The sequence below is a fragment of the Allobosea sp. GW823-FHT01F03 genome (assembly GCF_058798075.1).
This window is the reverse complement of record NZ_CM179505.1, coordinates 4,205,827-4,231,734: the sequence shown is the minus strand read 5'-3', so window position 1 is coordinate 4,231,734 and position 25,908 is coordinate 4,205,827. Positions and strand designations below refer to the sequence as shown.

Here is a 25,908-nt window from a genome sequence, read left to right as displayed (position 1 = left end):
TGGCGTCACTTTATGGTTTGCTGCGGCGCAGTCCAGTGCCGTTCTCCGCGCCCGCCTTCGACAGTGTCGGAAGGCAGCCGAGATCCGGTTCCGAGCTGTCGCATTGCGTCTCAGCGTTTCTGTGTCCAATCGATGCTTTCGCCCCAGCCCGACAGGGTCCGGTCGATCCAGCTGCGTTGCGGGGCGACCAGAACGCCCTGGCTGAGCAGGCCGCATTGCTTGCCGCCGGGGCCGGTTGACCAGCTGGTGACTGCGACGATGCCGCCTTCGTGATCGAGCATCGGGCCGCCGGAATCGCCCTGGCAGGCGCCTGACGCCGCGCGCTTGCCGCCGCCGGCAGGATCTGCCGTCCAGATCAGAACCCGGCCAGGGCCATAGGGCTCGACAGTGGCGAGCGCCGCCGAACGATAGGTGCCGGTCGATCTCGCTTCGCCCTCGCGCGAGACGCCATAGCCGGCGAGCGTGATCGCCGTGCCGGTGCGCGGCAGGGGGCCGTCGACCAGCGACGCCGCCGAGAAGCGGGCCGGGAGCGGTGCCGCGAGACGGATGAGCGCGAGGTCGATCGAGCGTTTCCTGGCCGTGACCGCCTTTGCGTTGAACTCCGGGTGGAGGGCGACCGCGGCGGGTTCGACCAGGACGGGTTCACCGCCTTCGCGCCAATGGATGCGCAGATCGGTGCGTCCGTCGGCGCAATGCGCCGCTGTCAGGATCGCGCGACGTGACAGCACGATGCCGGTGCAGACGCCGCCGCGGGCGTTGAGGACCATTACGGTCGAGCTGGCCTGCGGTCCCCCTTCGCGTCCGCCGACCACCGCCCCGGCCGGCGAGGCCAGCAGCGCCGCTGCCCCGGCCGCCAGTCCGGCAAACCATTTCGCTGTGCCGTCGCGCATGACGCCCTCCAGTTGGGAGGGCGCTGGATAGCGCATCGGCTCCTTCGTTCAAACCCCGGAAAGGGAGAGGCCATGAACACGGCCAGGATGACGCCGCTCGCGATCTCGCCGCCGGCAATCGAGCCCGTCTCGCTGGTGCAGGCCAGGGATTTCCTGCGGCTCGATGCTGCCGACGAGGACGAACTCCTCGGCATGCTCGTCACGGCGGCGCGTCTGATGGTCGAGGCCGCATCCGGCCGCATGCTGATCGACCAGGGCTGGCGCCTCGTGCTCGACCGCTGGCCGGTCGGCGGAGAGCTGCGCCTGCCGCTTTCGCCGGTCCAGCGCATCATCGCTGCGCGGGTCTACGACGCCGCAGGTAACGCGCAGATCGTGGCCGCCTCCTCGCTTGTCCTGATCAAGGGCATGGACCCGCCTGTCATTGCGGTCTCCGGGGCCGTGCCGATACCGGGCCGCGAGCGGGAGGCGGTCGAGATCGATGTCGTCGCCGGTTTCGGGGCGACGCCGGATCTGGTGCCGTCGCCGTTGCGCCAGGCTGTCCTGCGGCTGGCCTGCCGCTGGTTCGAGCAGCGCGGTGACGTCGCCAGCCGGGATGCCGCGCAGCTGCCGGCCGAGATCGCGGCGCTCCTCGCCCCTTTTCGCCGCCTGAAGCTGTGACGGAGGCGGTGATGGACGAATCTTTCAGATCCGGCCCGGTCGGCGCGATGCGGCGGCGCCTGCTGCTCGAGCGACCGGTGGGCGTGCCCGACGGAAGCGGTGGCGAGATGCGGAGCCATGAGCTCGTCGCAGCGGTCTGGGCACGGGTCGAATGGCTGTCGGGCGAAGAGCGCTGGCGCGCCGGACGTCCCGAGCAGGCGCTCAGCCATCGCATCAGCCTGCGCTGGCGCGCCGGGGTCGATGCCGGTCAGCGGCTGCGGGATGCGACACAGATTTTCGAGATCCGCGCCGTCGCCGACCCCGATGGCGGACGCCGGCGCCTGGTCTGCCTGGCGGAGGAGGTTCGTCCATGAGCGGAGCGGTCCTTGCCCTGCGCCGCGCCGTCCAGGCGCATCTGGCCGCCGACACAGGCCTGTCCGCCCTGATCGGAGCCGGCCGGCTCTATGAGGAGCCGCCGCGCGCCGCGAAGGGAACCTATCTCGTCCATGGCGAGGTCGAGGCCGCTGACTGGTCGACCGGCAGCGATTCCGGCTGCGAGCAACGCTTCGGCCTCGTGGTCTGGGCCGGCGAAAGCGCGTCCGCGCGCCAGGCGCTCGAGGCGGCTGCTGCAATCGTCGCCAGCCTGAACGGTGCACCGCTCGGGCTCGACGGACATCGCCTGATCAATCTGACCTGGCTGTCCTCGCGGCTTGCTCGCGATGCCAGGAGCCAGCTTCCGACGGTGACGCTGCGCTTCCGCGCCGTCACCGAAACCCTTTGAGAACACTGGAAAGGAACAGCCGATGCCGGCCCAGAAAGGCAAGGACCTGCTGCTCAAGGCGGCCGATGCAGGCGGAAGCTTCGTCACCGTCGCCGGGCTGCGCGCCCGCCAGATCGCCTTCAATGCCGAGGCGGTCGACGTCACCCATGCCGAATCGGCCGGACGCTGGCGCGAGTTGCTGGCGGGAGCCGGCATGCGGCGGGCCAGCATCAGCGGCGTCGGCATCTTCAAGGACGAGGCTTCGGACGCGCTGGTGCGGCAGATCTTCTTCGACGGCAGCATTCGCGACTGGCAGGTGGTGGTACCCGATTTCGGCGTGATCACCGGGCCGTTCCAGATCTCCACGCTCGAATATCGCGGCGACCACGCCGCCGAGGTCACCTTCGAGCTCTCGCTGGAATCGGCCGGACAGCTCGTCTTCACGCTCGCCTGAGGAGATCCCTCCATGGTCAATCGCTATCGGGGCGAGGTCGCCCTCATGGTCGAGGGCAGGGCGCGGCCGATGCGGCTCACCCTGGGCGCGCTTGCCGAGCTGGAGCACGCCTTTGCCGTCGAGAATCTGCCCGCTTTGGGCGAACGTTTCGCCACCGGCAGGCTGTCCGCCCGCGATGTCACCCGCATCCTCGCGGCCGGCCTTCGTGGCGCGGGTGTCGGGCTGGCCGATGACGACGTCGCGGCGCTCGCCTTCGATGGCGGGCTGAACGGGGCGATCGCGGCGGCGATCGCCTTGCTCGACGCGACCTTCGCACCTGTGGGCGAGGGCGAGCCTGCGCGCCCTCCGTCGCCGCCGGTGCCATAGCCGCGCCGGCGGCGCCTGCTCCGTTTCCCTGGTGCGAGGTCATGGCCTTCGGGCTCGGCCAACTGCGCTGGCCGCCGGAGATTTTCTGGGCGGCGAGCCCGCGCGAGATCTTCGCGGCGAGCGAAGCGCTTCGCCGCGTTCCTGCGGGCGAGCCGCCGGCGCGCGGCACGCTCGAGGCCCTGATGCGCGACCATCCCGACGGGCCGTGACCTCGGGCTGAGCCGGAACCGAAGGACCGATCGCCATGTCAGAAGACGACACACCCTCATTCGATCTCTCCGGGCTGCGCGCCATGACCGGGCTGACGCAAGGCCTGACTCGCGCTTCCGAAGCTTTCGGACGGTCGATCAGCGGTGCCTTCGCCAGAGGCGTCATCGAGGGCCGGCGCTTCGAGGACGTACTGCGCAGCGTTGGCCGGACCCTGAGCGAGAGCCTGCTGAAATCGGCGCTGAAGCCCTTGCAGACCGGGCTTTCCGGGCTGCTGGGCTCAGGGTTGAAGAGCCTGGGCGGACTGTTCTCGAACGGGCTTGGCGGCAATCTCGCCCCCTCCGTGTCGGTCTTCGCCGATGGCGGAGTGGTTGCAGCGCCGTCCTATTTCGCCATGGGACGCGGCCTCGGCCTGATGGGCGAGCGCGGCGCCGAGGCGATCATGCCGCTTTCGCGAGGCCCCGACGGCAAGCTCGGTGTGCGCGTCGGCGGCGGGGATGGCCGCAGGCCGGTCAGCGTCGTCGTCCAGGTTTCGACCCCCGACGCCGATAGTTTCCGCCGCTCCGAGGCTCAGGTTTCGGCCGCGATCGCGCGGGCTGTGGCGCGCGGCAACCGGGCGCTCTGACCGGCCCGTGCGGCATGAGCCGGCAGCCACGCCCCAACCAGCAAGGAATGCGGCATGAGCGGCTTCCATGAGGAACGCTTCCCGATCGAGATCGCGCGCGGCGCCCGCGGTGGTCCGGAGCGGCTGACGCAGGTCGTCACGCTGGCCTCCGGCCGGGAGGTCCGCAACAGCCGCTGGGCCCATTCGCGCCGGCGCTATGATGCCGGCTTCGGCGTGCGCACGCTCGATCAGCTCGCGACGATCGTCGCCTTCTTCGAGGAGCGTCGCGGTCGGCTCTACGGTTTCCGCTGGCGCGATCGGCTCGACTGGAAGAGCTGCGTGCCCTCCGGCGAGCCGGCGGCGAGCGATCAGCAGATCGGCATCGGCGACGGGGTGACGCGCGTCTTCCAGCTCGGCAAGCTCTATGGCGGCCTGCATGCGCCCTATGTCCGGCGGATCACCAAGCCGGTCCTCGGCTCGGTGCAGGTCGCCGTGGACGGCGTCGTCCAGGCCCAGCCCGGAAACGTCGTCTGCGACCATGCGACGGGTCAGCTGACCTTCGCCGTCGGTCACGCCCCGGCAGCGGATGCACTCGTCAGCGCCGGCTTCGCCTTCGACGTCCCGGTGCGCTTCGACCTCGACATGATCGAGGTCGACCTTTCCGCCTTCGAGGCCGGCGACATCCCGAAGATTCCGATCGTCGAAATCGTCGACTAAGGCCAAGCCCATGCGCACTCTATCCTCCGCGCTCGCCGCCCATCTTTCCGGCGAGGCGACGACGCTTTGCCGCTGCTGGAGCCTGACGCGGCGCGACGGTGCCGTGCTCGGTTTCACCGACCACGATCGCGACCTGGCCTTCGACGGCATCCTCTACCGGGCCGGATCGGGGCTCGAGGCGGCCGAGGCGACGGCCGAACTCGGCTTCGCGACCGGTGGTGGCGAGGTGCTCGGCGCCTTCGTCGCCAGCGGGCTCAGCGAGGCCGAACTGTCGCGCGGGCTCTATGACGATGCCCGGGTCTCGCTTTGGCTGGTGAACTGGGCCGATATCGGCCAGCGCGCTTTGCTGGAGACCGGCTTCGTCGGCGAGGTGAAGCGAGGCGACAGCCATTTCAGCGCGGAGGTGCGCGGGCTCGGCAAGGCCTTCGACGAGGAGCGTGGCGGACTCTATATCGCGTCTTGCTCCGCCGATCTCGGCGATGCCCGCTGCGGCGCCGCGATCGGCCAGGCTCATGCCAGCGTCGCCACGACGGATGGCAGGCTGACACTGACGGCGTACGGCCTGGCGGGTTCAGCCGACGGGTTTTACGCCGGCGGCAAGCTGAGCTTTACCAGTGGCGCCAGTCTCGGCTTCGCGACCGAGGTGAAAAGCCATCGCAACGCCGATGGCGTGGTGAGCTTCCAGCTTTGGCAGGCCGCTCCGGCGCCGATCGCGGCCGGCGATGCCTTCACGGTCTCGGCCGGCTGCGACAAGAGCTTCGCGACCTGCCGGTCCAAGTTCGGAAACGGCGTCAATTTCCGCGGCTTCCCGCATCTGCCCGGCAACGACTTCATCATCGGCGGCGTTCGTGCCTCCGATCCTGGCGCGGGGCCGTTCGACGGCGGGAGCCTGTTCCGATGAATGCGGCGAGGTACGATGGAACCGCGAGGCGCGCCCGGATCGTCGCGACGGCCCGGTCCTGGCTTGGCACGCCCTATCACCATCAGGCCTCCCTGCGCGGCGTCGGCTGCGACTGCCTCGGCCTGGTGCGCGGCGTCTGGCGTGAGCTCTATGGTGACGAACCCGAGCCGCTGCCGCCTTATGACCCCTATTGGGCACAGCATGCCGCCGACGAGACCCTGGCGCTCGCGGCGATGCGCCATCTGGCGGCCATCGAGCCGGCCCAGGCCTTTCCCGGCGACGTCTTGCTCTTTCGCTGGCGCGACCATTGGCCTGCGGCGCATTGCGCCATCCTGACCGAGCCGGGCCGGATCCTGCACGCTCATGACGGAGCTGCGGTCAGCGAGGTCGCCTTCACGGGCTGGTGGCGCCGCCATTGCAGCCACGCCTTCTCGTTCCCGGAGCTGGATTGCTGATGGCTACGCTCGTTCTTCAGGTCGCCGGCTCGGTGCTGGGCGGCATGCTCGGCGGCCCAGCCGGCGCGATGCTCGGCCGGGCGCTCGGCGCCGTCGCCGGGGCCGGGCTCGACCAGTCGCTGCTCGGTGGCGGCGGTGGAACGCGGGTCATCGAAGGGCCGCGCCTGACCGAGATCGACGGTCTCGCCTCGACGGAGGGTGCCGCGATCCCGCGCGTCTATGGCCGTGTCCGGATCGGCGGGCAGCTGATCTGGGCGACACGGTTCGAGGAGGAGGTGACGACCACGGTCAGCCGCGGCAAGCGCGGCGGCAAGGGCGGGCAGAAGGCGCAGAAGACCTATGAGACGACGTATTCTTACTACGCCAACCTCGCCATCGGACTATGCGAGGGGCCGATCGCCTTCGTGCGCCGGATCTGGGCCGATGGCCGCGAGATCGATTTCAATGCCGTGACGCTGCGCGTCCATCGCGGCTTTCCCGACCAGCAGCCCGACCCGCTGATCGCTGCCAAGGAAGCGGGCGCTGCTCCGGGCTATCGCGGCATGGCTTATGTCGTGTTCGAGCATTTTCCGCTCGCCGACTACGGCAATCGCGTGCCGCAATTCTCCTTCGAGGTGGTGCGCGCGGTGCCGGGGCTCGGCGGCATGATCCGTGCCGTGACGCTGATCCCGGGTGCTAGCGAGTTCATCTATCAGCCGACGCTGGTGAACCAGGAGCCCGAGCCGGGCGTCAGCCTCGCCGAGAATCGCCATCAATGGCACAGCGCGACCGATGTCGATGGCGCGATCGGCCATCTCCTGGCGCTCTGCCCCCAATTGCGGCGGGTCTCCTTGGTGGTGAGCTGGTTCGGCGACGATCTGCGCGCCGGCTCCTGCACCATCACGCCGCGCGTCGAGATCACGGAGAAGACGACGTCCGGCGCGCAGTGGTCGGTGGCCGGGCTCGGACGTACCGAGGCGCGCCTGGTCAGCCGGTCGGGTGGCAAGCCCGCCTATGGCGGCACGCCCTCGGACGATAGCGTCATCGCGCTGATCCGCAGGCTGCGGGACGTCTATGGGCTGGAGGTCGTGCTCTATCCCTTCGTGATGATGGACATCCCGGCCGACAACGCCCTGCCGGATCCCCATTCCGGCGCTGGCGCGCAGCCGCCCTATCCCTGGCGTGGCCGGCTGAGCTGCTCGCCCGCGCCCGATCGGCCGGGCACGGCCGATGGTGGTGCGGTGGCCGCCGCGCAGATCGCGAGCTTCCTCGGCTCGGCGCGGGCGAGCGATTTCTCGCTCGATGGCGACAGGGTCGTCTGCGCGGTGCCGGAGGATTGGGGATTTCGTCGCGCGGTGCTGCATGCCGCGATGCTGGCCAGGGCGGCCGGCGGGGTCGCCGGCTTCATTCTCGGCTCGGAGCTGGTCGGCCTGACACGGGTGCGCCGCGCGCCGGGCATTTATCCGATGGTCGAGGGGCTGGTCGCTCTGGCGGCCGAGGTGCGGGCCTTGCTGCCGGCCCCGACCCAGCTGGTCTATGCCGCCGACTGGACCGAGTACGGTGCCCATGTCCGAGACGGCGGGCTCGAAGTGCGTTTTCCGCTCGATCCGCTCTGGGCCTCGCCTGACATCGACGCGATCGGCATCGACTATTACGCGCCGCTGACCGATTGGCGCGATACGCCCGATCATGCCGACATCGCCCTGGCGCGCGGGCCGGCCGATGTCGACCATCTTCGCGCGCGGCTGGTCTCGGGCGAGGGCTATGACTGGTATTATCTGTCCCTCGCTGATCGGCAGGCGCAGACGCGCCTGCCGATCAGCGACGGGGCCTATGGCAAGCCCTGGATCTTCCGGCCCAAGGACCTGCCGGGCTGGTGGTCCAACCTCCATGTCGAACGCTGGCTCGGCTTCGAGCTCGGCTCCGCCACGCCCTGGCAACCTGGCTCGAAGCCGATCTGGCTGACCGAGATCGGGCTGCCTGCGGTCGACAAGGGTGGGAATTCGCCGAATGTGTTCCCCGATCCTAAGTCGGTCGATGGCGGCTATCCGCATTTCTCGACCCGCGCTCGCGACGATCTCGTGCAGGCGCGCGGCCTCGAGGCGCTCCTCTCCGGTTTCGATCCGGCGCTGCCGGGCTTCGATCCGGCGATCAATCCGATTTTCGGGCCGGGCGGGCGGCGCATGGTCGATCCAGCCAATGTCTATGTCTGGACCTGGGATGCGCGGCCTTTCCCCGCCTTTCCCGAGCTGGAAACAGTCTGGGCGGATGGTCCCAACTACGACACCGGCCACTGGATCAACGGCCGGATCGAAGGGGCGACGCTGGATCGGCTGGTGCGGGCAATCCTCGCCGAATACGGGCTGCCGGTCCCCGACGAGATCGCGATCGACGGCTTCCTCGACGGCTATGTCCTCGACCGGCCGCTTTCGGCGCGGCAGGCTCTCGAACCGCTCGCCCAGGCTTTCGGCTTCGACGTCACCATGTCTTCCGGCCGGCTGTGCTTTCGGGGCCGCGGCGCTGCGGTCCCGCGCCGGCTTTCCTCCGATGATCTGGTGCTGGATCGCGATGGGCAGCCTTTCGAGCTTCGCCGGGCGGAGGAAAGCGAACTGCCACGCGAGCTGCGCTTCGCTCATATCGATGGCGACAGCGATTATCGCCGCGTCGCTGCGCGTTCGCGCCGGCTTGCCGGTGCCGCCCGGCGCGCAAGCGCGATTGAAACCGCGATCGTGACCCGGCGCAGCGAGGGCCAGCGCCTGGCCGAGCAACGTCTCCAGGAAACATGGGCCGGTCGCGAGACGCTGGAGCTCGAACTCTCTCCCCGCTGCATCGATCTCGAACCCGGCGATGTCGTCTCGCTGGAGATCGCCGGGCACGCCCGCCTGTTCAGGCTCGTGCGGATCAGCGACGGCAGCACGCGCAAGGCGAGCGCCCGGGCGGTCGAGCCGGCGATCTACCGGGCCGCCACGCCGGGCGCTGTGGCTGGGCGCGCGGTGAAGCTCGCGCCGCGGGTGGCGGGGCGCCCGGATGTGCTGATGCTCGATCTGCCGATCGCCCGCGAAAATCCGCCGGCACTGCAATACCTCGCAGCTTTCGCCGATCCCTGGCCGGGTGCGCTGGCGATCTGGCGTGCGGCGGAAGGCATGCCTTTCGGCTTGCACGGCCTCGTGGCGGCACCATCGCTCATGGGCGAGACGCTGACCGTGCTGGCGCCCGGGCCGCTCTGGCGGACGGATCGGCAAGCCAGTGTCGATATCCGCCTGCGAGGCGGTGCGCTGGCCTCGGTCACGCAGGAGGCGGCCCTTGCCGGCGCCAACGCGTTCGCCCTGCTCGACGGGGACGGTGTAGTCGAGCTCCTGACCGCCGCGCGCGTCGAGCTGATCGGTCCGCGGCGCTTTCGGCTTTCGCATCTGGTCCGCGGCCTCGGCGGCTCCGAGCCGGCCACCGGGCGGGTTCTGGCGGCCGGTTCACGCCTGGTCGTTCTCGATGGCGCCCTCGAGCCGCTGAGCTTCTCCCATGACGATATCGGTCGTGCCTGGCGCTACCGGGTCGGCCCTGCCAACGCCGATCTGGGCGGGACGGCGATGCGCGAGTTCGTCGCGACCGTCGGCAGCCTGGCATTGCGTCCTTTGGCGCCGGTACATCCGCGGGCCCGCCGCCTGACGGAGGGCGTGATGCTGAGCTGGATCAGGCGCACGCGCATCGACGGCGATTCCTGGGAAGCCTTCGAGGCGCCCCTCGGCGAGGAAAGCGAAGCCTATCGGCTGACCATCCATCGGGCGGGCGCGGTCATACGCATCATCGATACTGACCGTCCGAGCCTGCTCTACACTTCCGCCAACGAGATCGCGGATTTCGGGGTGGTGCAGCTGCAGCTGGACATCGCGGTCGCGCAGCTCAGCACCGCGGCCGGCGCCGGACAGGCCTGGCGCGGCCTCGTCACGATTCGCTGAGCTGACGTGTTTTCGAACGAAGCGGGTATCGGTTTGCGTGAAGACAATGCGATAAACCGGCCTATCGGGGAATCGCCGCGTTTCAGGAGAGGGCCGGAAATGCTTGGGGCTTGCCCGGCCTTCAGCGCTTCGGAAACCTGCCGGGCAGGGGTGTTCATGGCGCATTCACGCGGGCAGGATTAGCGCATGCTGATGATGCCGCTCGCTCCGACCACCGCCATCTTCGCCACGCTGACGCTCGCGGCTTCGCCGGTAATCACGGCCGACACCGCGCCGCCAATCTCCTGCCTGTCGGCCAGCGAGACACGCGATGCGGTTTCGGAAGGCAAGGTCATGCAGCCGGCCGCGGCCTCCCGGCACGCGCGCGATGCGGCGCCCGGAGAGGTCGTCCGAATCCGCCTCTGCCGGCTCGGCGACGACTATGTCTATGTCGTCACGACCTTGAAGCGCGATGGGCGGGTCGCTCGCGTGACCCTCGACGGGCATTCGGGCAAGGTGGCGGATATCCGCTAGTTCGGCTATTTCCCCCTGACATTTGCAATGGAGTGATCCCGCCGTGCGACTGCTCGTCGTCGAGGACGACAAGGACCTCAACCGCCAGATCGTCAACGCGCTCGAGAATGCCGGCTATGCCGTCGACAAGGCTTTCGACGGCGAGGAGGGGCTCTATCTCGGCGAGACCGAGCCCTATGACGCCGTCATCCTCGATCTCGGCCTGCCGAAGATCGACGGCGTCTCGGTGCTCCAGGGCTGGCGCCGGGCGGAAAAGACGATGCCTGTCCTGATTTTGACCGCGCGCGACCGCTGGAGTGACAAGGTCGCCGGCTTCGACGCCGGCGCCGACGACTATGTCGTCAAGCCTTTCCATATCGAGGAGCTGCTCGCCCGGGTGCGTGCGCTGCTGCGCCGGGCTGCCGGGCACGCTACCTCCGAACTGACCTGCGGTCCCGTCCGCCTCGATACGCGCGCCAGCCGCGTCGTCGTCGACGGCAATCCGGTCAAGCTGACCTCGCATGAATACCGGCTTCTGGCCTATCTGATGCACCATCAGGGGCGCGTCGTCTCGCGCACCGAACTGGTCGAGCATCTCTACGACCAGGATTTCGACCGCGACTCCAACACGATCGAGGTTTTCGTCGGCCGTTTGCGCAAAAAGCTCGGCGTCGAGATCATCGAAACCGTGCGCGGCCTGGGCTATATCGCCGCGGCCGCCAAGGCCTGACGCGCATATGCCCGCCACGCGACGCCGTTTCTCGCTCGGGGCGCGGCTCTTCGTCTCGGCGGTGATTTGCTGCGCGCTGGTGCTGATCCTCGCGGGCTTCGGCCTGACCACCTTCTACCGCCGTTCGGCCGAGCGCGGCTTCGACGAGCGCCTCAGCGTCTACATCAAGGAACTCGTCGCCGATCTCGCCGCCCCGCCCGAAGCCGAGCGGCAGGCGATCGGCGATCTCGGCGAGCCGCGATTCGATCTGCCGCTGTCCGGCTGGTACTGGCAGATCATCAGGCTCGACGGCGAGCGCCCGAACGTCCGCACTTCGCGCTCGCTGGTCGGCGGGCAATTGCCCAAGCTGCTCGACCAGCCCTTGCGGCCCAATGCGCGCGGCCTGCGCGAAAGCTATATCTCCGGGCCTGACGATCGCGAGCTGCGCATTCTCGAGCGCGAGATCGATGTCGGCGAGGATGGCCGCTTTACTGTCGGCGTCGCCGCCCCCGCCGACGAGATCGACGGCGATATCCGCGATTTCCGCTTCGCCCTGACCCTGACCTTCCTGCTGCTCGGCCTGGCGCTCGTCGCTTCGACCCTGATCCAGGTCCGCTTCGGTTTGCGCCCCCTGGTTCGTCTCGGCTCTGCCGTCGGCAAGGTCCGCACCGGCGAGAGCGCCCGCATCGGCGGCGAATATCCTCCTGATCTCGCTCCGCTCGCCGGCGAGCTCAACCAGTTGATCGACGCCAACCGCGAGATCCTGGAGCGGGCGCGGACGCAGGTCGGCAACCTCGCTCATGCACTGAAGACGCCGCTCAGCGTGATGCAGAACGAGGCTGAAGCCGCGCAGGGGCCGCTGTCCCAGACCGTTCGCCATCAGACGGCGATCATGCGCGATCAGGTCCAGTACTATCTCGACCGTGCCCGGGCGGCGGCACTGTCCGGTGCGCTCGGCGGCGTCACCGAGATCGCGCCTTCCCTCGATGCGTTGATCCGGACCTTTCAGAAGATCGCGCATGGGCGCGCCGTCCGGGGGGGGCATGACGTCGCACCCGACGCCAGGTTCCGCGGCGAGCGGCAGGATCTCGAGGAAATGCTCGGAAACCTGCTCGACAACGCCTTCAAATGGGCTCGCTCTCAGGTCCGGGTCAGCCTGGATACCGGCCGCGACCTGCCGGAAGGGCGCCTCGCCCTGCTGATCGACGACGACGGTCCCGGTTTGCCGGACGAGGCCATGGCCGATGTGATCAAGCGCGGCCGCCGGCTGGACGAGACCACGCCGGGTTCGGGGCTCGGGCTCTCCATCGTCGTCGATCTCGCCAAGCTCTATGGCGGTGGGCTGACGCTCGAGCACTCGCCGCTGGGCGGTCTCAGGGCCCGGCTGATTCTGCCGGCTGTTTGATGCCGCGCATTGCCCGCGTGACCCTTTGTCGCCATCTTCGGGCATGAAGCGCGTCGCGCGATTGGTTATGAACGGCCGATGCTGATCTGGATCATCTTTGCGGTCATGACGGGGGCTGCGGTCCTCTCCGTGCTCTGGCCGCTCGGCCGTCGCCAGCCGCCGATCTTCGCCGACACGGCGGGGGCGGCTTCGCTTTACCGGGCCCAGGTCGCCGAGATCGAGCGCGATCTCGGCCGTCGCCTGATCGGTGCCGCCGAGGCGGAGGCCGCCAAGGCCGAGGCGGCGCGCCGGCTGCTGCGGGCGGCCGAGGTCGAAGCCGCGCCTGCGGGCGACAGCGAACCTTCCCTGCGCCGGCGCCGCGCCGCTTCGGCGATCGCGCTCTCTTGCGTGCCGCTGCTGGCCTTGCTTGTCTATGGCGCCTATGGCTCGCCGAGCATGCCGGACCAGCCGCTGGCGGCGCGCCTCAAATCCGATGCCGCCGGGCAGGATTTCGCGATCGCGCTGGCACGGATAGAGGCCCATCTCGCTGCCAATCCGAATGACGGCAAGGGCTGGTCGGTGCTGGCGCCGGTCTATCTGCGGCAGGGCCGCTTCGAGGACGCCGCGAAGGCTTTCGCCGCCGCGATCCGCCTGGACGGTCCGACTGCCGAGCGCCATGCGGGGCGCGGCGAGGCCTTGATCTTGGCGGCCGGAGGGGTCGTCACCGTCGGCGCGCGCGAGGCTCTGGCGGAAGCGGTCAAGCTCGACCCCGCCAATCCCCGCGCCCGCTTCTTCCTGGCGATCGGCCAGGAGCAGGACGGCAAGATTCCGGAGGCGATCGCCTCGCTCCAGGCCCTGCTCGCCGGCGCGCCGGCGGACGCACCCTGGAGGGGGCCGGTCGCGGCGCGTCTCGAAAGCCTGCAGGGCCCTGCCGATTCTGCCGCGGCGGCGATCGCCAAATTGCCCGCCCAGGACCAGTCGGCGGCGATCCGCGGCATGGTCGACAGCCTGGCCGCCAGGCTCGGCGAGGGCGGCGGCACGCTGGCCGAGTGGTCGCGCCTGATCCGCTCGCAGAGCGTGCTCGCGGATCGGTCGGCGGCTCTCAAATCCCTGGCGACGGCGCGCGAGCGGCTCGCGGCCGATCCCGACGCGCTCGCGGCGCTGGCCGCGCTCGCTGGCGAACTCGGCTTGCAGGAGGCATCCCGATGACCGCGCAGACCGGCTTTCCACGCAGCCCGGTGCGCAAGGGCATGACGCGAAAGCAGCGCCGCATGGTGCTGATCGCCTCGGCCGGAGCGGTGCTCGCGATCTCGGCCGGGCTCGTCGCCTATGCGCTGCGCGACAGCATCGTCTTCTTCTACGGGCCGACCGAGGTGGTCGAGAAGGGGCTCATGCCGGGCACGCGCCTGCGGCTCGGCGGTCTGGTCGGCGAGGGTTCGGTCGTGCGTACGCCCGGCCAGAAGGTCAGCTTCACGGTGACCGATGCCAAGACGACGATCACCGTCAACTATACCGGCCTTCTGCCCGATCTCTTCCGCGAGGGCCAGGGCGTCGTCACCGAGGGCGTGCTCGAAGCGCCAGGCCGCTTCCGCGCCGACTCGGTGCTCGCCAAGCATGACGAGAACTACATGCCTCGCGAAGTTGCGGACGCTTTGAAGAAGCAGGGACATTGGCAGCCGGGTGACGCCAAGGCGGGGGCGGACGCCGCCACCACGCCGGCGCCGGCGAAATAGGGCTAAAGCGATGATCGTCGAAATTGGTCACTTCGCCTTGGCGCTGGCGCTGGGCGTCGCCGTTATCCAAACGGTGGTGCCGCTCTGGGGCGTCGCCCGTCAGGATCCCGTGCTGGCTTCGGTCGGCCCGGCCGCCGCGATCGCCTGTTTCCTGCTCGTTGCGCTCGCCTTCGGCAGCCTGATGTTCTCCTATGTCGCCTCGGATTTCTCGGTCGAGAACGTCGCTTCGAATTCGCATTCGGCGCAGCCCCTGATCTTCAAGCTGACGTCGGTCTGGGGGAACCATGAGGGCTCGATGCTACTCTGGGTCCTCATCCTCGTCCTTTTCGGCGCGTTGGTCGCGCTGTCCCGGCGCTCGCTTCCGGCGCGGCTGCGGGCCGGCGCGTTGGCCGCCCAGGGCTCCATCACGGTCGCCTTCCTTGCCTTCACGCTGCTGACCTCCAACCCGTTCCGCCGACTCGTCCCGGCGCCGGCCGAGGGGCAGGACCTCAACCCGTTGCTCCAGGATCTCGGTCTCGCGATCCATCCGCCGCTGCTCTATGTCGGCTATGTCGGCTTTTCGATCTCCTATGCCTTCGCCGTGGCGGCGCTGATCGACGGGCGCATCGATGCCGTCTGGGCGCGCGCGGTCCGGCCCTGGACGCTGCTGGCCTGGACCTTCCTGACGCTCGGCATCTCCATGGGCTCCTACTGGGCCTATTACGAGCTCGGCTGGGGCGGCTGGTGGTTCTGGGATCCGGTCGAGAACGCCTCGCTGATGCCCTGGATCGCCGGTACGGCGCTGATCCATTCGACCGTGGTGATGGAGAAGCGCGACGCGCTCAAGGTCTGGACGATCCTGCTTGCGATCCTGACCTTCTCGCTCTCGCTGCTCGGCGCCTTCATCGTCCGTTCGGGCGTCCTGACCTCGGTGCATTCCTTCGCCACCGACCCGCAGCGCGGCCTGTTCATCCTGGCCATTCTGGTCTTCTTCGTCGGCGGCTCGCTGGCGCTGTTCGCCTGGCGGGCGCCGCTCCTGCGGCAGGGGGGGCTGTTTGCGCCGATCTCGCGTGAGAGCGCGCTCGTCGTCAACAATCTCTTCCTCGCCACCGCCTGCGCCACCGTCTTCGTCGGAACGCTCTATCCGCTGGTGCTGGAGATGCTGACCGGCGACAAGATCTCGGTCGGTCCGCCCTTCTTCAACGCGACCTTCGTGCCGGTGATCGTGCCCCTGCTGCTGCTGCTTCCGATCGGCCAGTCGCTCGCCTGGAAGCGCGGCGATCTGCTCGGTGCGGCCCAGCGCGCCCAGTTCGCTTTCGGCTTCGCCGTGCTGGTGACGATCGCGCTGCTCGCCCTGACGCGCGGCGGCCCCGTGCTCGCCCCGCTCGGCGTCGGGCTCGGCGTCTTCCTGGTCGTGAGCGCGTTCTGGGATCTCGGCGAGCGCGTCGTCGCCCGCGCCAGCGGCGCCGCCGCGATCTGGTCGCGGGCACGCGGCCTGCCGCGCTCGATCTGGGGCACGGCCTTCGCCCATGCCGGCGTCGGCGTCACCGTGATCGGCATCGCCGCGACCGCCTGGAGCACCGAGGGGATCGGCTTCCTGAAGCCCGGCCAGAGCCTGACCAGCGGCCGCTACACCTTCACGCTGGAATCGATCGCGCCGCGTAGCGGGCCGAACTTCACCGAGGAGGTCGCGCGCTTCAAGATCCGGTCCGGCGAGCGCGAGATGAAGCCGGTCGAATCGATGAAGCGGATGTATACGGCACGCGCCATGCCGACGACCGAGGCCGGTATCCGCAGCGACGGATTCAGCCAGGCCTATGTCAGCCTCGGTGAGCGCGAGGCCGATGGCAGCATCGCCGTCAGGGCCTATGACAAGCCGCTGGTCCTGCTGATCTGGATCGGCTCGCTGATCATGGCCTTCGGTGGCGCGCTCTCGCTGACCGACCGGCGCTTCCGGGTGGCTGCGCCGCGCCGCGCCGCGCCTGCCGCTACCATGCCGCAGCCGGCGGAGTGAGGTCGATGCGCGTCGCCTCTCTGCTGATCTGCCTCGGGCTCGCCTTCGCCGGGCCGGCCATGGCCGTTCAGCCCGACGAGATCCTGCCCGACGCTGCGCTCGAGCAGCGAGCGCGCGAGATCTCCTCGGGGCTGCGTTGCCTGGTCTGCCAGAACCAGTCGATCGACGATTCCGATGCGCCGCTGGCCAAGGATCTGCGCATCCTCGTGCGCGAGCGGCTGGTCGCCGGCGACAGCGATCGTGCCGTTACCGATTTCGTCGTGGCCCGCTATGGCGACTTCGTGCTGCTGCGGCCGCCGGTCAATGCCCGCACGCTTGCGCTCTGGATGGCGCCTTTCACGATCCTGGCCGCCGGCCTGCTCTTCCTCTGGCGGCGCCGGCGGATGAACGACGCGCCTGCCACGGCGACCCCGGCGCTGACCGCCGACGAGCAGCGCCGCCTCGACGAATTGACGCGCGCCGAGTCCGATTGAGCCCGGTCGAAGCCTCACAGCGAACCTTACGAAATCGTCATGCTCGGGCGAAATCCGGGTAAGGCGCCAAGCCTCATGGTGCAGGGGACGAAGCAGGAAAGACCCTGCGATCCGCCGCGAGGTTTGCATCATGAATACCAACGAGAACAAGACCGAGAACACCTTCCGTCAGCCGGCTCCGGCCCGCTCGATCCTGAAGCGCGGCGCTCTGATCGCCGGCGCTGCGACCCTGAGCATCGGCCTGATGGCCGGTCTTGCCGACAACCTGCTGACCAGCCATGGCGGCGCCAACGCCCAGCCGATCCAGCTTTCGGGCGTGCAGATGCAGCTGCCCTCCTTCGCCGACGTCGCCGAGAAGGTGAAGCCGGCCGTCGTCTCGGTCCGCGTCAACTCGCGCCTCGCCGCCACCGGTGAGGAAGGCGAGGGCGGCCCGAACGTCCTGCCGCCCGGCCACCCGCTGGAGCGCTTCTTCCGCCAGTTCGACGAGCAGCAGAACCCGCGCCTCGGCCGGCCGGCGCCGGAGCGTCGTGCGATGTCGCAGGGTTCGGGCTTCTTCGTCAGCCAGGACGGCTATGTCGTCACCAACAACCACGTCGTCGAGAAGGCGTCCCAGGTCGAGCTCGTCACCGATGATGGCAAGACCCTGACCGCCAAGGTCGTCGGCACCGATCCGCGTACCGATCTTGCTCTGCTCAAGGTCAACGAGTCCGGCAACTATCCCTTCGTCCAGCTGGCCGGCGCCAAGCCGCGCATCGGCGAGTGGGTGATGGCGGTCGGCAACCCGTTCGGTCTCGGCGGCACGGTCACGGCCGGCATCGTCTCGGCCCAGGGCCGCGACATCGGCTCGGGTCCCTATGACGACTTCCTGCAGATCGACGCGGCGGTGAACCGTGGCAATTCCGGCGGCCCGACCTTCAACCTCAAGGGCGAGGTCGTCGGCGTCAACACCGCGATCTTCTCGCCGTCCGGCGGCAATGTCGGCATCGCCTTCGCCATTCCGGCGGCGACCGTCAACAGCGTCGTCGAATCGCTGAAGAAGGACGGCACGGTGGCGCGCGGCTTCATCGGCGTGCAGATCCAGCCGGTCACGGCCGAGGTCGCCGATGCGATCGGCCTGAAGGACGCCAAGGGCGCCCTGATCGCCTCGGCGCAGCTCGACGGTCCGGCCGCCAAGGCCGGCCTGAAGCGCGGCGACACGATCCTGGCCGTCAATGGCGAGAAGATCGCCGACGCCCGCGATCTCTCCCGCAAGATCGCTACCTTCGCGCCGGGCAGCAAGACCAAGCTGACCGTCTGGCGCGACGGGAAGGAGCGCGAGTTCTCCTTCGAGGTCGGTCGCCAGCCGGCGGCCTGATCCGGGCTAGTCCAAGTCGGGCGTGTTCCAGCGCGTCAGCGTAACTTATAGCTGGAACATGCTCCGGGCGGATGGATTTCCCCGGCTGTCACGTCGCCCCCATGCCGGGGAACCCCACCGCTTCCGCGGCAGGTCGGATCGTCACATCCGGCCTGCCGCTTTTCCTTTTGCTGAGGTAACTTGCCGCCATGCGACTCCTGATCGTCGAAGACGACGCCGAAGCGGCGGCCTATCTGGTCAAGGCTTTCCGTGAAGCCGGGCATGTTCCCGACCATGCAGCCGATGGGCTGGAGGGCTATGCGCTCGCCCAGGGCGGCGGCTACGACGTGCTGGTCGTCGACCGCATGTTGCCGCGCATGGACGGGCTCTCGCTGATCCGCTCGCTGCGCGAGCAGGACGACGCGACGCCGGCCCTGATCCTTTCGGCGCTCGCTCAGGTCGACGACCGGGTCAAGGGCCTGCGGGCCGGCGGCGACGACTACCTGCCCAAGCCCTACGCCTTCTCCGAGCTGCTCGCCCGCGTCGAGGTTCTGGCCCGCCGGCGCGGCGCGCCGGCCTCCGAGCCGACCACCTACCGGGTCGGCGATCTCGTGCTTGATCGGCTCGCCCATCGCGTCACCCGCGCCGGCGAGGAGATCGTGCTGCAGCCGCGCGAGTTCCGCCTGCTCGAATATCTGATGAAGCATGCCGGGCAGGTCGTGACCCGCACCATGCTGCTGGAGAACGTCTGGGACTATCATTTCGACCCCCAGACCAATGTGATCGACGTCCATGTCTCGCGGCTGCGCGCCAAGATCGACAAGGGCTTCGAGCATGCGATGATCCACACCATCCGCGGCGCGGGATACATGGTCCGTGACACAGCTCGCTGATCCGGCGCCGGCCGGCGGCCAGCGCTTCCTGCCGAACCTCTTCCGCACCACCGCCTTCAAGCTGACGGCGGTGTATCTCGTCGTCTTCGCGCTCTTCGCCGCCTTCGTGCTCGGCTATGTCGCCTGGAACGCCAAGAGCCTGCTCGACGACCAGATCCGCTCGACCATCGATGCGGAGATCCAGGGCCTGGCCGAGCAGCAGCGCCTCGGCGGCATCCGGCGGCTGGTCCAGGTCATCGAACGGCGCTCGCGCGGTCCGGGCGCCTCGCTCTATCTCGTGGTCACGCCGACGGGCGAGCGCGTCGCGGGGAACATCGAGGCGCTCCAGCCCGGCACGCTCGACCGACCGGGTGAAAAGGAAATCCAGTATGCGCGCTCGTCGGAGGCGCTCGATCAGGTCAACCACGCGATCGTCCGCGTCTTCATGCTGCCGGCCGGTTTCCGGCTGCTCGTCGGCCGTGATGTCGAGGAGCGCGAGCGGCTGCGCGTCATCATCAAGCGCGCCGCCGCCTGGTCGCTCGTGCTCGTCGTGGTGCTCGGCTGCTTCGGCGGCTGGTTCGTGGCGCGGCGCGTGCTCAAGCGCATCGACGGCATGACCGACAGCGCCCGCTCGATCATGGCCGGCGACCTCAAGGGCCGGCTCGCCGTCTCCGGCACCGGTGACGAACTCGACCGTCTCGCCCTCAATCTCAACGCAATGCTCGACCGCATCGGCGAGCTGATGAGCGGCATGCAGCAGGTCTCCGACAATATCGCCCATGACCTCAAGACGCCGCTGACGCGCCTGCGCAACCGCGCCGAGGAGGCGCTGCGTACCGCTGAGACACCGGAGCAGCTGCGCGCTGCATTGGACGGCGCGATCGACGAGGCCGACGGGCTGATCCGCGTCTTCAACGCGCTCCTGATGATCGCTCGCCTCGAGACCAGGCAAATCAGCGACAGCATGGCCCCGCTCGACCTCGCCGAGATCGTCGATGGGCTCGGCGAGCTCTACGAGCCGCTGGCCGAGGAGGCAGGGCTCTCGCTCTCGGTCAAAGTCGAGCCCGGGCTTTCGCTGACCGGCAATCGCGAGCTGATCGGCCAGGCGCTGGCCAACCTCATCGACAACGCCCTGAAATACGGCAAGCCGGAGGGGGAGGCGCCGGCGACGGTCGAGGTCACGGCAAGGCGCGTCGGCGATATGGTCGAGCTCGGCGTCGCCGATCACGGCGCGGGCATTCCCGAAGCCGACCGAGCCCGGGTGCTCGAGCGTTTCGTCCGGCTCGACAAGAGCCGCAGCAAGCCGGGCTTCGGCCTCGGCCTGGCGCTGGCTTCCGCGGTGGCGCGCCTGCATGGCGGTGCGGTGCAACTCGCGGACAACGCGCCTGGGCTGCGTGTCGAGATGTCCCTGCCGCTGGCGCCGCCCGCTGTGGAAAGTCCGGCCGTGGAAGAGCCTGCGGGCTCGACTTCCCCGCCAAAGCCGGCAGGGTTCCAGTCGGCCTGAATCGGGCCGTTGCCGGGGAGAGGGCCTCATGGGCGAGCCGCTATGCGAGCGCTTGAAGGCGGCGCCGGTCCTGCCGGCAAGGACGAGGGCCGAGCCGCTGGTCGCGCGTGAGTTGCTTGAGCGGCTTCATGATGCGGAGACGGGGGCGGCGCTCGCCGCGCATTTTTCCGGGTATCCGGCCGCGCAGGATCTCGTTGCCGGCATCCTCGCCCATTCGCCCTTCCTCACCCAGATCATGCGGCGCGACCCGGCCGGGCTGCTCGCATCCCTGACCGCCGACCCGGCCGAGCGTCGCGACGGGCTGCTGCGTGGGATCGCGGAGGCTTCCGGTCCCGAGACGGCCACCGCCGATCTGATGCGCGAGCTGCGCCGTTTCCGGCAGGCGATGGCGCTGCTCGTCGCGCTCGCCGATATCGGCGGCGCCTGGACGGTCGAGGAGGTGACGCAGGCTCTGAGCGCGACGGCCGACATGGCGGTCAGGCTCGCGACCGAGCATGCGCTGCGCCAGGCGGCCGATCTCGGCCGGATCGCGCTGCCGGATGCAGGCGATCCCGGCGCCGGCTCGGGCCTCGTCGTGCTCGCGCTCGGCAAGCATGGCGCCGGCGAGCTGAACTACTCTTCCGATATCGATATCGTCGTCTTCTTCGATCCGGAGATCGCCGAGGCGGCCGGTGTCGCCGAGCCCTCGAGCTTCTTCGTCAAGCTCACCCAGCAGATCGCCCGCATCATCCAGGAGCGCACGCCGGACGGCTATGTCTTCCGCGTCGATCTGCGGCTGCGGCCCGACCCTGGCTCGACCCATGTCGCGGTCGCCCTGCCCACCGCCTATTCCTATTACGAGACGGTCGGCCAGAACTGGGAACGCGCGGCGATGATCAAGGCGCGCCCGGTCGCCGGCGACCTCGAACTCGGCCGCCGCTTCATCGCCGATCTCGCCCCCTTCATCTGGCGCAAATATTTCGACTTCGCCGCCATCGCCGACATCCATGCGATGAAGCGGCAGATCCAGTCGGTGAAGGGCTTCGAGACGCTCAGCCTGCCCGGCCACAACGTCAAGCTCGGCCGCGGCGGCATTCGCGAGATCGAGTTCTTCGTCCAGACCCAGCAGCTCGTTTTCGGCGGCCGCAGGCCGGCGCTGCGCGGGCCGCGGACCGTCGACATGCTGGGCGAGCTGACCAATGAGGGCTGGATCAACCCGCAGGCCCGCGACGAGCTCACCGAATCCTATCGCTTCCTGCGCACCATCGAGCATCGCCTGCAGATGCGCCATGACGAGCAGACTCAGACCCTGCCGGCCGAGGCCAAGGACCTGGAAGCCTTCGCCCGCTTCTGCGGCTACCCCTCGACCGCTGCCTTCGACAAGGCGCTGACCGCGCATGCCAGGCGGGTCGAAAGCCATTACGCGCTGCTCTTCGAGGATGCGCCGAGTCTCGCCAGCGATGCCGGGGCGCTCTCCTTCACCGGCACCGAGGATGATCCGGAGACGCTCGAAACGCTGCGCAAGCTCGGTTTCCGCCAGCCCTCGGCGGCGGCCGAGACGGTGCGCGGCTGGCATTTCGGCCGCCGGCCGGCCGTGACCAGCGCCCGCGCCCGCGAGGTCCTGACCGAGCTCACCCCGGCCCTGCTGGTCGCGCTCGGGCGCACCACCGATCCCGATGGCGCGCTCGCCCATCTCGACAACGCCTTCGTGCGCATGCCGGCAGCAGTCGAGCTTCTGACCCTGCTGCGCTCTCGCGAGGCTTTGCTCGGCATCTTCGCCGAGATCCTCGGCAGTGCGCCGCGCCTCGCCAAGGTCGCGGCGCTCTACCCGCATGTGCTCGACGCCGTGATCGATCCCGCCTTCGGCACACCCGGCCAGGGCGGCGAGGCGGTGGCAAGACGCGTCCGGGCGGTCGTCGGCACGCCCGAGAGCGTCGAGGACGGGCTCGACCGGATGCGCGATGCGGCGCGCCAGGAGAATTTCCTGGTCGGCGCCCGCCTGCTGTCGGGGGTGATCACCGCCGAGCAGGCCAGCCATGGCTATGCGGCGGTCGCCGAGGCCTGCCTGCGGACGGCTTTCGAGGACACCCGCACCGCCTTCGTCGCCGAGCATGGAGTCATCCCCGACGCCGAGGCTGTCGTGGTCGGACTAGGCCGGCTCGGAGCCGGGGAGCTGACCCCGTCCTCCGACCTCGACCTGATGCTGCTCTACGACCGGCCCGAGCATGCCGAGCCGAGCGCCGGTGCGCGCCCGCTCGATCCGGTTACCTGGCATGTGCGCTTCAGCCAGCGCCTGGTCGCGGCCCTGACGGTGCCGACGCGGCGGGGCACGCTCTATCAGGTCGATCTGCGTCTGCGTCCCTCCGGCAACAAGAGCCCGGCTGCGACGCAGTTCGAGGGGTTCATCGCCTATCATCAGGGCGAGGCCGAGATCTGGGAGGAGATGGCGCTGACCCGCGCCCGCATCGTGGCGGGCGATCCAGTGCTGGGCCAGCGCGCCGAAGCCGCCATCCGCGATATCCTGCGGCGCCGGCGCGATCCGGCCAAGGTCGCTGCGGCGGTCGCCGAGATGCGCGCTTTGATCGCGAAGGAGAAGGGCGAGGCCGATCCCTGGGACCTCAAGCTCGCCGCCGGCGGCCTGACCGATCTCGACTTCCTCGCCCAGTTCCTCGTCCTCGCCCATGCCCATGATCACCCGGAACTGCTGGCCCGGACCACGGCGGGGGTGTTCCAGGCGGCGCGCGGCACCGGGCTGATCGCGGAGGAGGATGCGCTGCGTCTCGCCGAAGCGGCGCGGTTGCTCGGCGACGTCCAGCTCTGGCAGCGCTTCACCGTCGAGGAGCGCTTCGACCCCAAGGCGGTGCCGGAACGGGTGCTGCGCCGGATCGCGACGGCCGTTGGCCTGCCGGACGCCAAGGTGCTGAAGGCGGAACTCGACGAGACGCGCGGGCGGGTCCGGGCGCTGTTTCGCCAGATCCTGGCCGCGGCGAAGGGCTGAAGGCCAAGGCCGCCGGCGGCAGGCCGCGATCAGGCGGCGACGAGATCGAAGCTCGGGCTGATTTCGTGCTTCAAAGGCAGGTGCACCATGACAATGGTGCCCGAGCCCATCACCGAACGGATGCGCAGGCCGCCGCCATGCAGCTCGGCCAGCGAGCGGGCGATCGCCAGTCCCAGCCCCGAGCCCTTGTAGCTGCGCGCCAGCTCGCCCTCGACCTGCTCGAAGGGGCGGCCGATCCGGCCGATCTTCTCAGGCGGAATGCCGATGCCGGAATCCTCGACATAGATGTTGAGGGCGCCCGGCGCCGGCCGCACGCGGACCGCGATCGTGCCGCCTTCCGGCGTGAACTTCACGGCGTTGTCGAGCAGGTTGGAGAGAATCTGGAACAGGGCATGCGAATCCGCCTCGAGGCGCAGATCGCCGGGCACCTCGCAGGAGAAGGAAAGCTGCTTGCCGGCGATTGCTTCCTGGTGGGTCCGTGCCGCCTCGGCGATGACCGGATCGAGCGCGACCTCGGTCTTTTCCAGCGTGACCTTGCCGGCCTCGATCTTGGCCATGTTGAGGATGTCGTTGATCACGGCGAGCAGATAGCCACCGCTGGAGCGGATGTCGCGGACATACTCCTCATAGCGCTCCGAGCCGAGATCGCCGAACAGCCGCGCCTCCATGATCTCGGAGAAGCCGATGATGGCGTTGAGCGGCGTGCGCAGCTCATGGCTCATATTGGCGAGGAATTCTGACTTGGCCCGGTTGGCGCTCTCGGCCGAGGCCTTCTGTTCGAGATAGAGCTCGGCGAGCTCCGCGAGCTGCTGGGCCTGGGCCTCGAGCTTCTGGCGCGAGGCCTTGAGGTCGGTCACCGAGGTCAGAAGCTGGTGCTCGGAGCGGGTCAGGCGCTCTTCCTGCTGCTTCAGCGTGGTGATGTCGGTGCCGACCGAGACCGAGCCGCCATCCTTGGTGCGGCGGCCGTTGATCTGGAGCCAGCGCCCATCCGAGAGCTTGGCTTCGTAGGAATGGCTGCCGGGTTCGGCGCGCGAGCTGCGGACCGGCTCGCGGTCGACGCTGGGCTGGGCGCTGCAGCCCATGATCGCCTCGTAGCTGGTGCCGGCGCGCATCAGTTCCGCCGGGAGCTGGTGGAGCTGCTGGTATTTGGCGTTGCAGAGCACGAGCTTGCGGTCGGCGTCCCAGAGCACGAAGGCTTCCGAGATCGCCTCGACGGCGTCGCGCAAGCGCGCATCGGCGGTCGCGGTGCGGGCGGCCATGCGGTGCTGTTCGGAGATGTCGACGACGATGCCGACGAGATGGCGGGCGCCGGTGCGGCGGTCGATCACCAGCTCGGCGCGGGCCTTCAGCCAGATCCATTGACCGCTGGCGTCGCGGACGCGGAACTCCTGGTCGAGATGGGTCGCTTCATCGCGGCTGATCGCGTCGGCGAGCGCATAGAGATCGGCATCGTCGGGGTGGATGAAGGCGTTCACTTCGCCGAAGGACATGAACTCGCCCATGCGGTCGTAGCCGAGCATGGCGTACATGGAATCCGACCAGTAGATCCGGCCCTTCGCCAGGTCCCAGTCCCAGAGGCCGCAATGGCCGCGGCTCAGGGCAGTGTCGATGCGCTCGCGCACGCAGTCGCAATCGTCGTCGGCGGCGCGGGCGCGCTTCGACTGCAGGATGAAGGCGAGGGTGATGCCGGCGAGCACGATCGCGGCCGAGACGAACAGCACGAGGATCGAGCGGCTCCGCTCCTCCCAGAGCGACAGCGCTCCCTTGATCGGCTGGAGCACGGCAACCTGGCCGAAGGGCGCGGCGAGGTTGCGCACGGTCGCCAGCGTCTCGAGGCCGCCCGGCAGCATGATCCTCATCACCCCGGCGCGCTCGGCGAACACCGTCAGGGCCTGGGCCGGACCGAGCAGCTCGACGAGGCTGCGGCTGCCGCTGCCCAGCATCGGTTCGCTGGCGATCACCCGGCCGGACACGTCGCTGACATGCACGATGCGGCCACGGCCGGCGATGTGCCTGGTGCTCAGGCCGGCGAGGATGGCGCGCAGATTTTTCTCGTCGCGGGAAGCAAGATCGAGCTCGCGAGCCAGCAGGGTGGCGAGAATATCCAGATCTGTTTCCGTATCGGCGAGGGTGTCGTCTCGCAGCGCGCTGGTCTGGACATAGGCGCCGAGCGCCATGATCACGACGAAACAGGCGACCAGAGCCGGTATTACCTTGCGGAAGGTCGGTTCCAGCTTTTCAAAGCGCTGGTAGAGCGGGTGCGTCAGGGATCTTGCGACCCCCAGAATTGAGCCAGCGCGCACGTTTGCGCAAGCCGCGTTTGCACGCGCCATGCCCGTCCCCCTTCGGAAGATGTACCGTCAGTAAGATCGGGAGACGTGCCGCATCCCCGAATCAGTTTCAGTTGAATCCGCGGGCGGTCTTTTGTCTAGCTTTGAGTTGAGTGATACACGCACTTTACGCGCTATGGTTGCTTAAAATTGTCGATGAATCCTGTGCGCGTAATGAAGCGTTAA

Annotated in this window: 24 protein-coding genes; 22 read left to right on the top strand and 2 right to left on the bottom strand. The window is 69.0% G+C overall.

All coding sequences use genetic code 11. The features are described 5' to 3' along the window. Nucleotides 1-110: 110 nt before the first annotated feature. Complete coding sequence (locus AC3RCC_RS20330) at nt 111-890, bottom strand: S1 family peptidase (RefSeq protein WP_492256401.1); 780 nt, start codon at nt 888-890, stop codon at nt 111-113. Nucleotides 891-962: 72 nt separating this feature from the next. Here AC3RCC_RS20330 and AC3RCC_RS20325 point away from each other — a divergent pair, with 72 nt between their 5' ends. The 22 genes from AC3RCC_RS20325 (at nt 963) to AC3RCC_RS20220 (ending at nt 23,392) form a co-directional block, all read left to right on the top strand. Further along, nucleotides 963-1,547 (top strand): head-tail connector protein, encoded by a 585-nt coding sequence (locus AC3RCC_RS20325; protein WP_492256400.1) that lies wholly within the window; start codon nt 963-965, stop codon nt 1,545-1,547. Nucleotides 1,548-1,558: 11 nt separating this feature from the next. Beyond that, complete coding sequence (locus tag AC3RCC_RS20320) at nt 1,559-1,900, top strand: phage head closure protein (protein ID WP_492256399.1); 342 nt, start codon at nt 1,559-1,561, stop codon at nt 1,898-1,900. After that, a complete protein-coding gene (locus AC3RCC_RS20315; RefSeq protein WP_291634866.1) occupies nt 1,897-2,307 on the top strand; it encodes a DUF3168 domain-containing protein in 411 nt (136 codons plus the stop codon). Before AC3RCC_RS20320 ends, AC3RCC_RS20315 begins: the two co-directional genes overlap by 4 nt. A 22-nt stretch (nt 2,308-2,329) precedes the next feature. Then, nucleotides 2,330-2,740, top strand: a complete 411-nt coding sequence (locus AC3RCC_RS20310) for a phage major tail protein, TP901-1 family (protein ID WP_492256398.1) — start codon at nt 2,330-2,332, stop codon at nt 2,738-2,740. 12 nt (nt 2,741-2,752) lie between these two features. Then, nucleotides 2,753-3,106 carry a gene transfer agent family protein gene (locus AC3RCC_RS20305; RefSeq protein ID WP_492256397.1) on the top strand — a complete coding sequence of 118 codons (354 nt, stop codon included), beginning with the start codon at nt 2,753-2,755 and terminating at the stop codon, nt 3,104-3,106. Between the two features lie 41 nt (nt 3,107-3,147). Then, entirely contained in the window at nt 3,148-3,315 is a 168-nt protein-coding gene (locus AC3RCC_RS20300; RefSeq protein ID WP_492256396.1) for a phage tail assembly chaperone, read from the top strand. 35 nt (nt 3,316-3,350) lie between these two features. Further along, complete coding sequence (locus tag AC3RCC_RS20295; RefSeq protein WP_492256395.1) at nt 3,351-3,938, top strand: phage tail tape measure protein; 588 nt, start codon at nt 3,351-3,353, stop codon at nt 3,936-3,938. 54 nt (nt 3,939-3,992) lie between these two features. After that, nucleotides 3,993-4,634: a DUF2460 domain-containing protein gene (locus AC3RCC_RS20290; RefSeq protein WP_291634874.1), complete on the top strand. Its 642-nt coding sequence runs from the start codon at nt 3,993-3,995 to the stop codon at nt 4,632-4,634. A 10-nt stretch (nt 4,635-4,644) separates the two neighbouring features. After that, complete coding sequence (locus AC3RCC_RS20285; protein WP_492256394.1) at nt 4,645-5,535, top strand: phage/gene transfer agent baseplate hub protein; 891 nt, start codon at nt 4,645-4,647, stop codon at nt 5,533-5,535. Further along, a complete protein-coding gene (locus AC3RCC_RS20280) occupies nt 5,532-5,990 on the top strand; it encodes an NlpC/P60 family protein (RefSeq protein ID WP_492256393.1) in 459 nt (152 codons plus the stop codon). Before AC3RCC_RS20285 ends, AC3RCC_RS20280 begins: the two co-directional genes overlap by 4 nt. Then, nucleotides 5,990-9,922: a baseplate multidomain protein megatron gene (locus AC3RCC_RS20275; RefSeq protein ID WP_492256392.1), complete on the top strand. Its 3,933-nt coding sequence runs from the start codon at nt 5,990-5,992 to the stop codon at nt 9,920-9,922. The genes AC3RCC_RS20280 and AC3RCC_RS20275 overlap by 1 nt, the downstream gene beginning before the upstream one ends. A gap of 186 nt (nt 9,923-10,108) precedes the next feature. Next, nucleotides 10,109-10,435 carry a PepSY domain-containing protein gene (locus AC3RCC_RS20270; RefSeq protein ID WP_291634881.1) on the top strand — a complete coding sequence of 109 codons (327 nt, stop codon included), beginning with the start codon at nt 10,109-10,111 and terminating at the stop codon, nt 10,433-10,435. Nucleotides 10,436-10,478: 43 nt separating this feature from the next. Continuing rightward, on the top strand, nt 10,479-11,144 hold the full coding sequence (locus AC3RCC_RS20265) for a response regulator transcription factor (RefSeq protein ID WP_291634883.1): 666 nt from the start codon (nt 10,479-10,481) through the stop codon (nt 11,142-11,144). 7 nt (nt 11,145-11,151) lie between these two features. Further along, entirely contained in the window at nt 11,152-12,528 is a 1,377-nt protein-coding gene (locus tag AC3RCC_RS20260) for a sensor histidine kinase (protein WP_492256391.1), read from the top strand. 78 nt (nt 12,529-12,606) lie between these two features. Beyond that, complete coding sequence (gene ccmI / locus AC3RCC_RS20255; protein ID WP_492256390.1) at nt 12,607-13,716, top strand: c-type cytochrome biogenesis protein CcmI; 1,110 nt, start codon at nt 12,607-12,609, stop codon at nt 13,714-13,716. A gap of 41 nt (nt 13,717-13,757) precedes the next feature. Then, nucleotides 13,758-14,240: a cytochrome c maturation protein CcmE gene (ccmE, locus tag AC3RCC_RS20250; protein WP_291635036.1), complete on the top strand. Its 483-nt coding sequence runs from the start codon at nt 13,758-13,760 to the stop codon at nt 14,238-14,240. 10 nt (nt 14,241-14,250) lie between these two features. Then, nucleotides 14,251-16,233 (top strand): heme lyase CcmF/NrfE family subunit, encoded by a 1,983-nt coding sequence (locus tag AC3RCC_RS20245; protein WP_452119513.1) that lies wholly within the window; start codon nt 14,251-14,253, stop codon nt 16,231-16,233. Between the two features lie 5 nt (nt 16,234-16,238). Then, a complete protein-coding gene (locus AC3RCC_RS20240) occupies nt 16,239-16,706 on the top strand; it encodes a cytochrome c-type biogenesis protein (RefSeq protein ID WP_492256389.1) in 468 nt (155 codons plus the stop codon). A gap of 130 nt (nt 16,707-16,836) precedes the next feature. Further along, nucleotides 16,837-18,060, top strand: a complete 1,224-nt coding sequence (locus tag AC3RCC_RS20235) for a trypsin-like peptidase domain-containing protein (RefSeq protein WP_492256388.1) — start codon at nt 16,837-16,839, stop codon at nt 18,058-18,060. Between the two features lie 188 nt (nt 18,061-18,248). Next, nucleotides 18,249-18,932 carry a response regulator transcription factor gene (locus AC3RCC_RS20230; protein WP_066470705.1) on the top strand — a complete coding sequence of 228 codons (684 nt, stop codon included), beginning with the start codon at nt 18,249-18,251 and terminating at the stop codon, nt 18,930-18,932. Then, nucleotides 18,916-20,415, top strand: coding sequence for a HAMP domain-containing sensor histidine kinase (locus AC3RCC_RS20225; protein WP_492256387.1), 1,500 nt, complete (start codon nt 18,916-18,918; stop codon nt 20,413-20,415). Before AC3RCC_RS20230 ends, AC3RCC_RS20225 begins: the two co-directional genes overlap by 17 nt. 28 nt (nt 20,416-20,443) lie before the next feature. Continuing rightward, a complete protein-coding gene (locus tag AC3RCC_RS20220) occupies nt 20,444-23,392 on the top strand; it encodes a bifunctional [glutamine synthetase] adenylyltransferase/[glutamine synthetase]-adenylyl-L-tyrosine phosphorylase (RefSeq protein WP_492256386.1) in 2,949 nt (982 codons plus the stop codon). Between the two features lie 29 nt (nt 23,393-23,421). Here the strand turns inward: AC3RCC_RS20220 and AC3RCC_RS20215 are convergent, their stop codons facing one another. Continuing rightward, entirely contained in the window at nt 23,422-25,695 is a 2,274-nt protein-coding gene (locus AC3RCC_RS20215; RefSeq protein ID WP_492256385.1) for a PAS domain-containing sensor histidine kinase, read from the bottom strand. Between the last annotated feature and the right edge of the window lie 213 nt (nt 25,696-25,908).

Bases quoted from the DNA above. Each gene is read 5' to 3' on its own strand.
- AC3RCC_RS20330 (WP_492256401.1), bottom strand. From the start codon at position 890: ATGCGCGACGGCACAGCGAAATGGTTTGCCGGACTGGCGGCCGGGGCA.
- AC3RCC_RS20325 (WP_492256400.1), top strand. From the start codon at position 963: ATGAACACGGCCAGGATGACGCCGCTCGCGATCTCGCCGCCGGCAATC.
- AC3RCC_RS20320 (WP_492256399.1), top strand. From the start codon at position 1,559: ATGGACGAATCTTTCAGATCCGGCCCGGTCGGCGCGATGCGGCGGCGC.
- AC3RCC_RS20315 (WP_291634866.1), top strand. From the start codon at position 1,897: ATGAGCGGAGCGGTCCTTGCCCTGCGCCGCGCCGTCCAGGCGCATCTG.
- AC3RCC_RS20310 (WP_492256398.1), top strand. From the start codon at position 2,330: ATGCCGGCCCAGAAAGGCAAGGACCTGCTGCTCAAGGCGGCCGATGCA.
- AC3RCC_RS20305 (WP_492256397.1), top strand. From the start codon at position 2,753: ATGGTCAATCGCTATCGGGGCGAGGTCGCCCTCATGGTCGAGGGCAGG.
- AC3RCC_RS20300 (WP_492256396.1), top strand. From the start codon at position 3,148: ATGGCCTTCGGGCTCGGCCAACTGCGCTGGCCGCCGGAGATTTTCTGG.
- AC3RCC_RS20295 (WP_492256395.1), top strand. From the start codon at position 3,351: ATGTCAGAAGACGACACACCCTCATTCGATCTCTCCGGGCTGCGCGCC.
- AC3RCC_RS20290 (WP_291634874.1), top strand. From the start codon at position 3,993: ATGAGCGGCTTCCATGAGGAACGCTTCCCGATCGAGATCGCGCGCGGC.
- AC3RCC_RS20285 (WP_492256394.1), top strand. From the start codon at position 4,645: ATGCGCACTCTATCCTCCGCGCTCGCCGCCCATCTTTCCGGCGAGGCG.
- AC3RCC_RS20280 (WP_492256393.1), top strand. From the start codon at position 5,532: ATGAATGCGGCGAGGTACGATGGAACCGCGAGGCGCGCCCGGATCGTC.
- AC3RCC_RS20275 (WP_492256392.1), top strand. From the start codon at position 5,990: ATGGCTACGCTCGTTCTTCAGGTCGCCGGCTCGGTGCTGGGCGGCATG.
- AC3RCC_RS20270 (WP_291634881.1), top strand. From the start codon at position 10,109: ATGCTGATGATGCCGCTCGCTCCGACCACCGCCATCTTCGCCACGCTG.
- AC3RCC_RS20260 (WP_492256391.1), top strand. From the start codon at position 11,152: ATGCCCGCCACGCGACGCCGTTTCTCGCTCGGGGCGCGGCTCTTCGTC.
- ccmI (WP_492256390.1), top strand. From the start codon at position 12,607: ATGCTGATCTGGATCATCTTTGCGGTCATGACGGGGGCTGCGGTCCTC.
- ccmE (WP_291635036.1), top strand. From the start codon at position 13,758: ATGACGCGAAAGCAGCGCCGCATGGTGCTGATCGCCTCGGCCGGAGCG.
- AC3RCC_RS20245 (WP_452119513.1), top strand. From the start codon at position 14,251: ATGATCGTCGAAATTGGTCACTTCGCCTTGGCGCTGGCGCTGGGCGTC.
- AC3RCC_RS20240 (WP_492256389.1), top strand. From the start codon at position 16,239: ATGCGCGTCGCCTCTCTGCTGATCTGCCTCGGGCTCGCCTTCGCCGGG.
- AC3RCC_RS20235 (WP_492256388.1), top strand. From the start codon at position 16,837: ATGAATACCAACGAGAACAAGACCGAGAACACCTTCCGTCAGCCGGCT.
- AC3RCC_RS20230 (WP_066470705.1), top strand. From the start codon at position 18,249: ATGCGACTCCTGATCGTCGAAGACGACGCCGAAGCGGCGGCCTATCTG.
- AC3RCC_RS20220 (WP_492256386.1), top strand. From the start codon at position 20,444: ATGGGCGAGCCGCTATGCGAGCGCTTGAAGGCGGCGCCGGTCCTGCCG.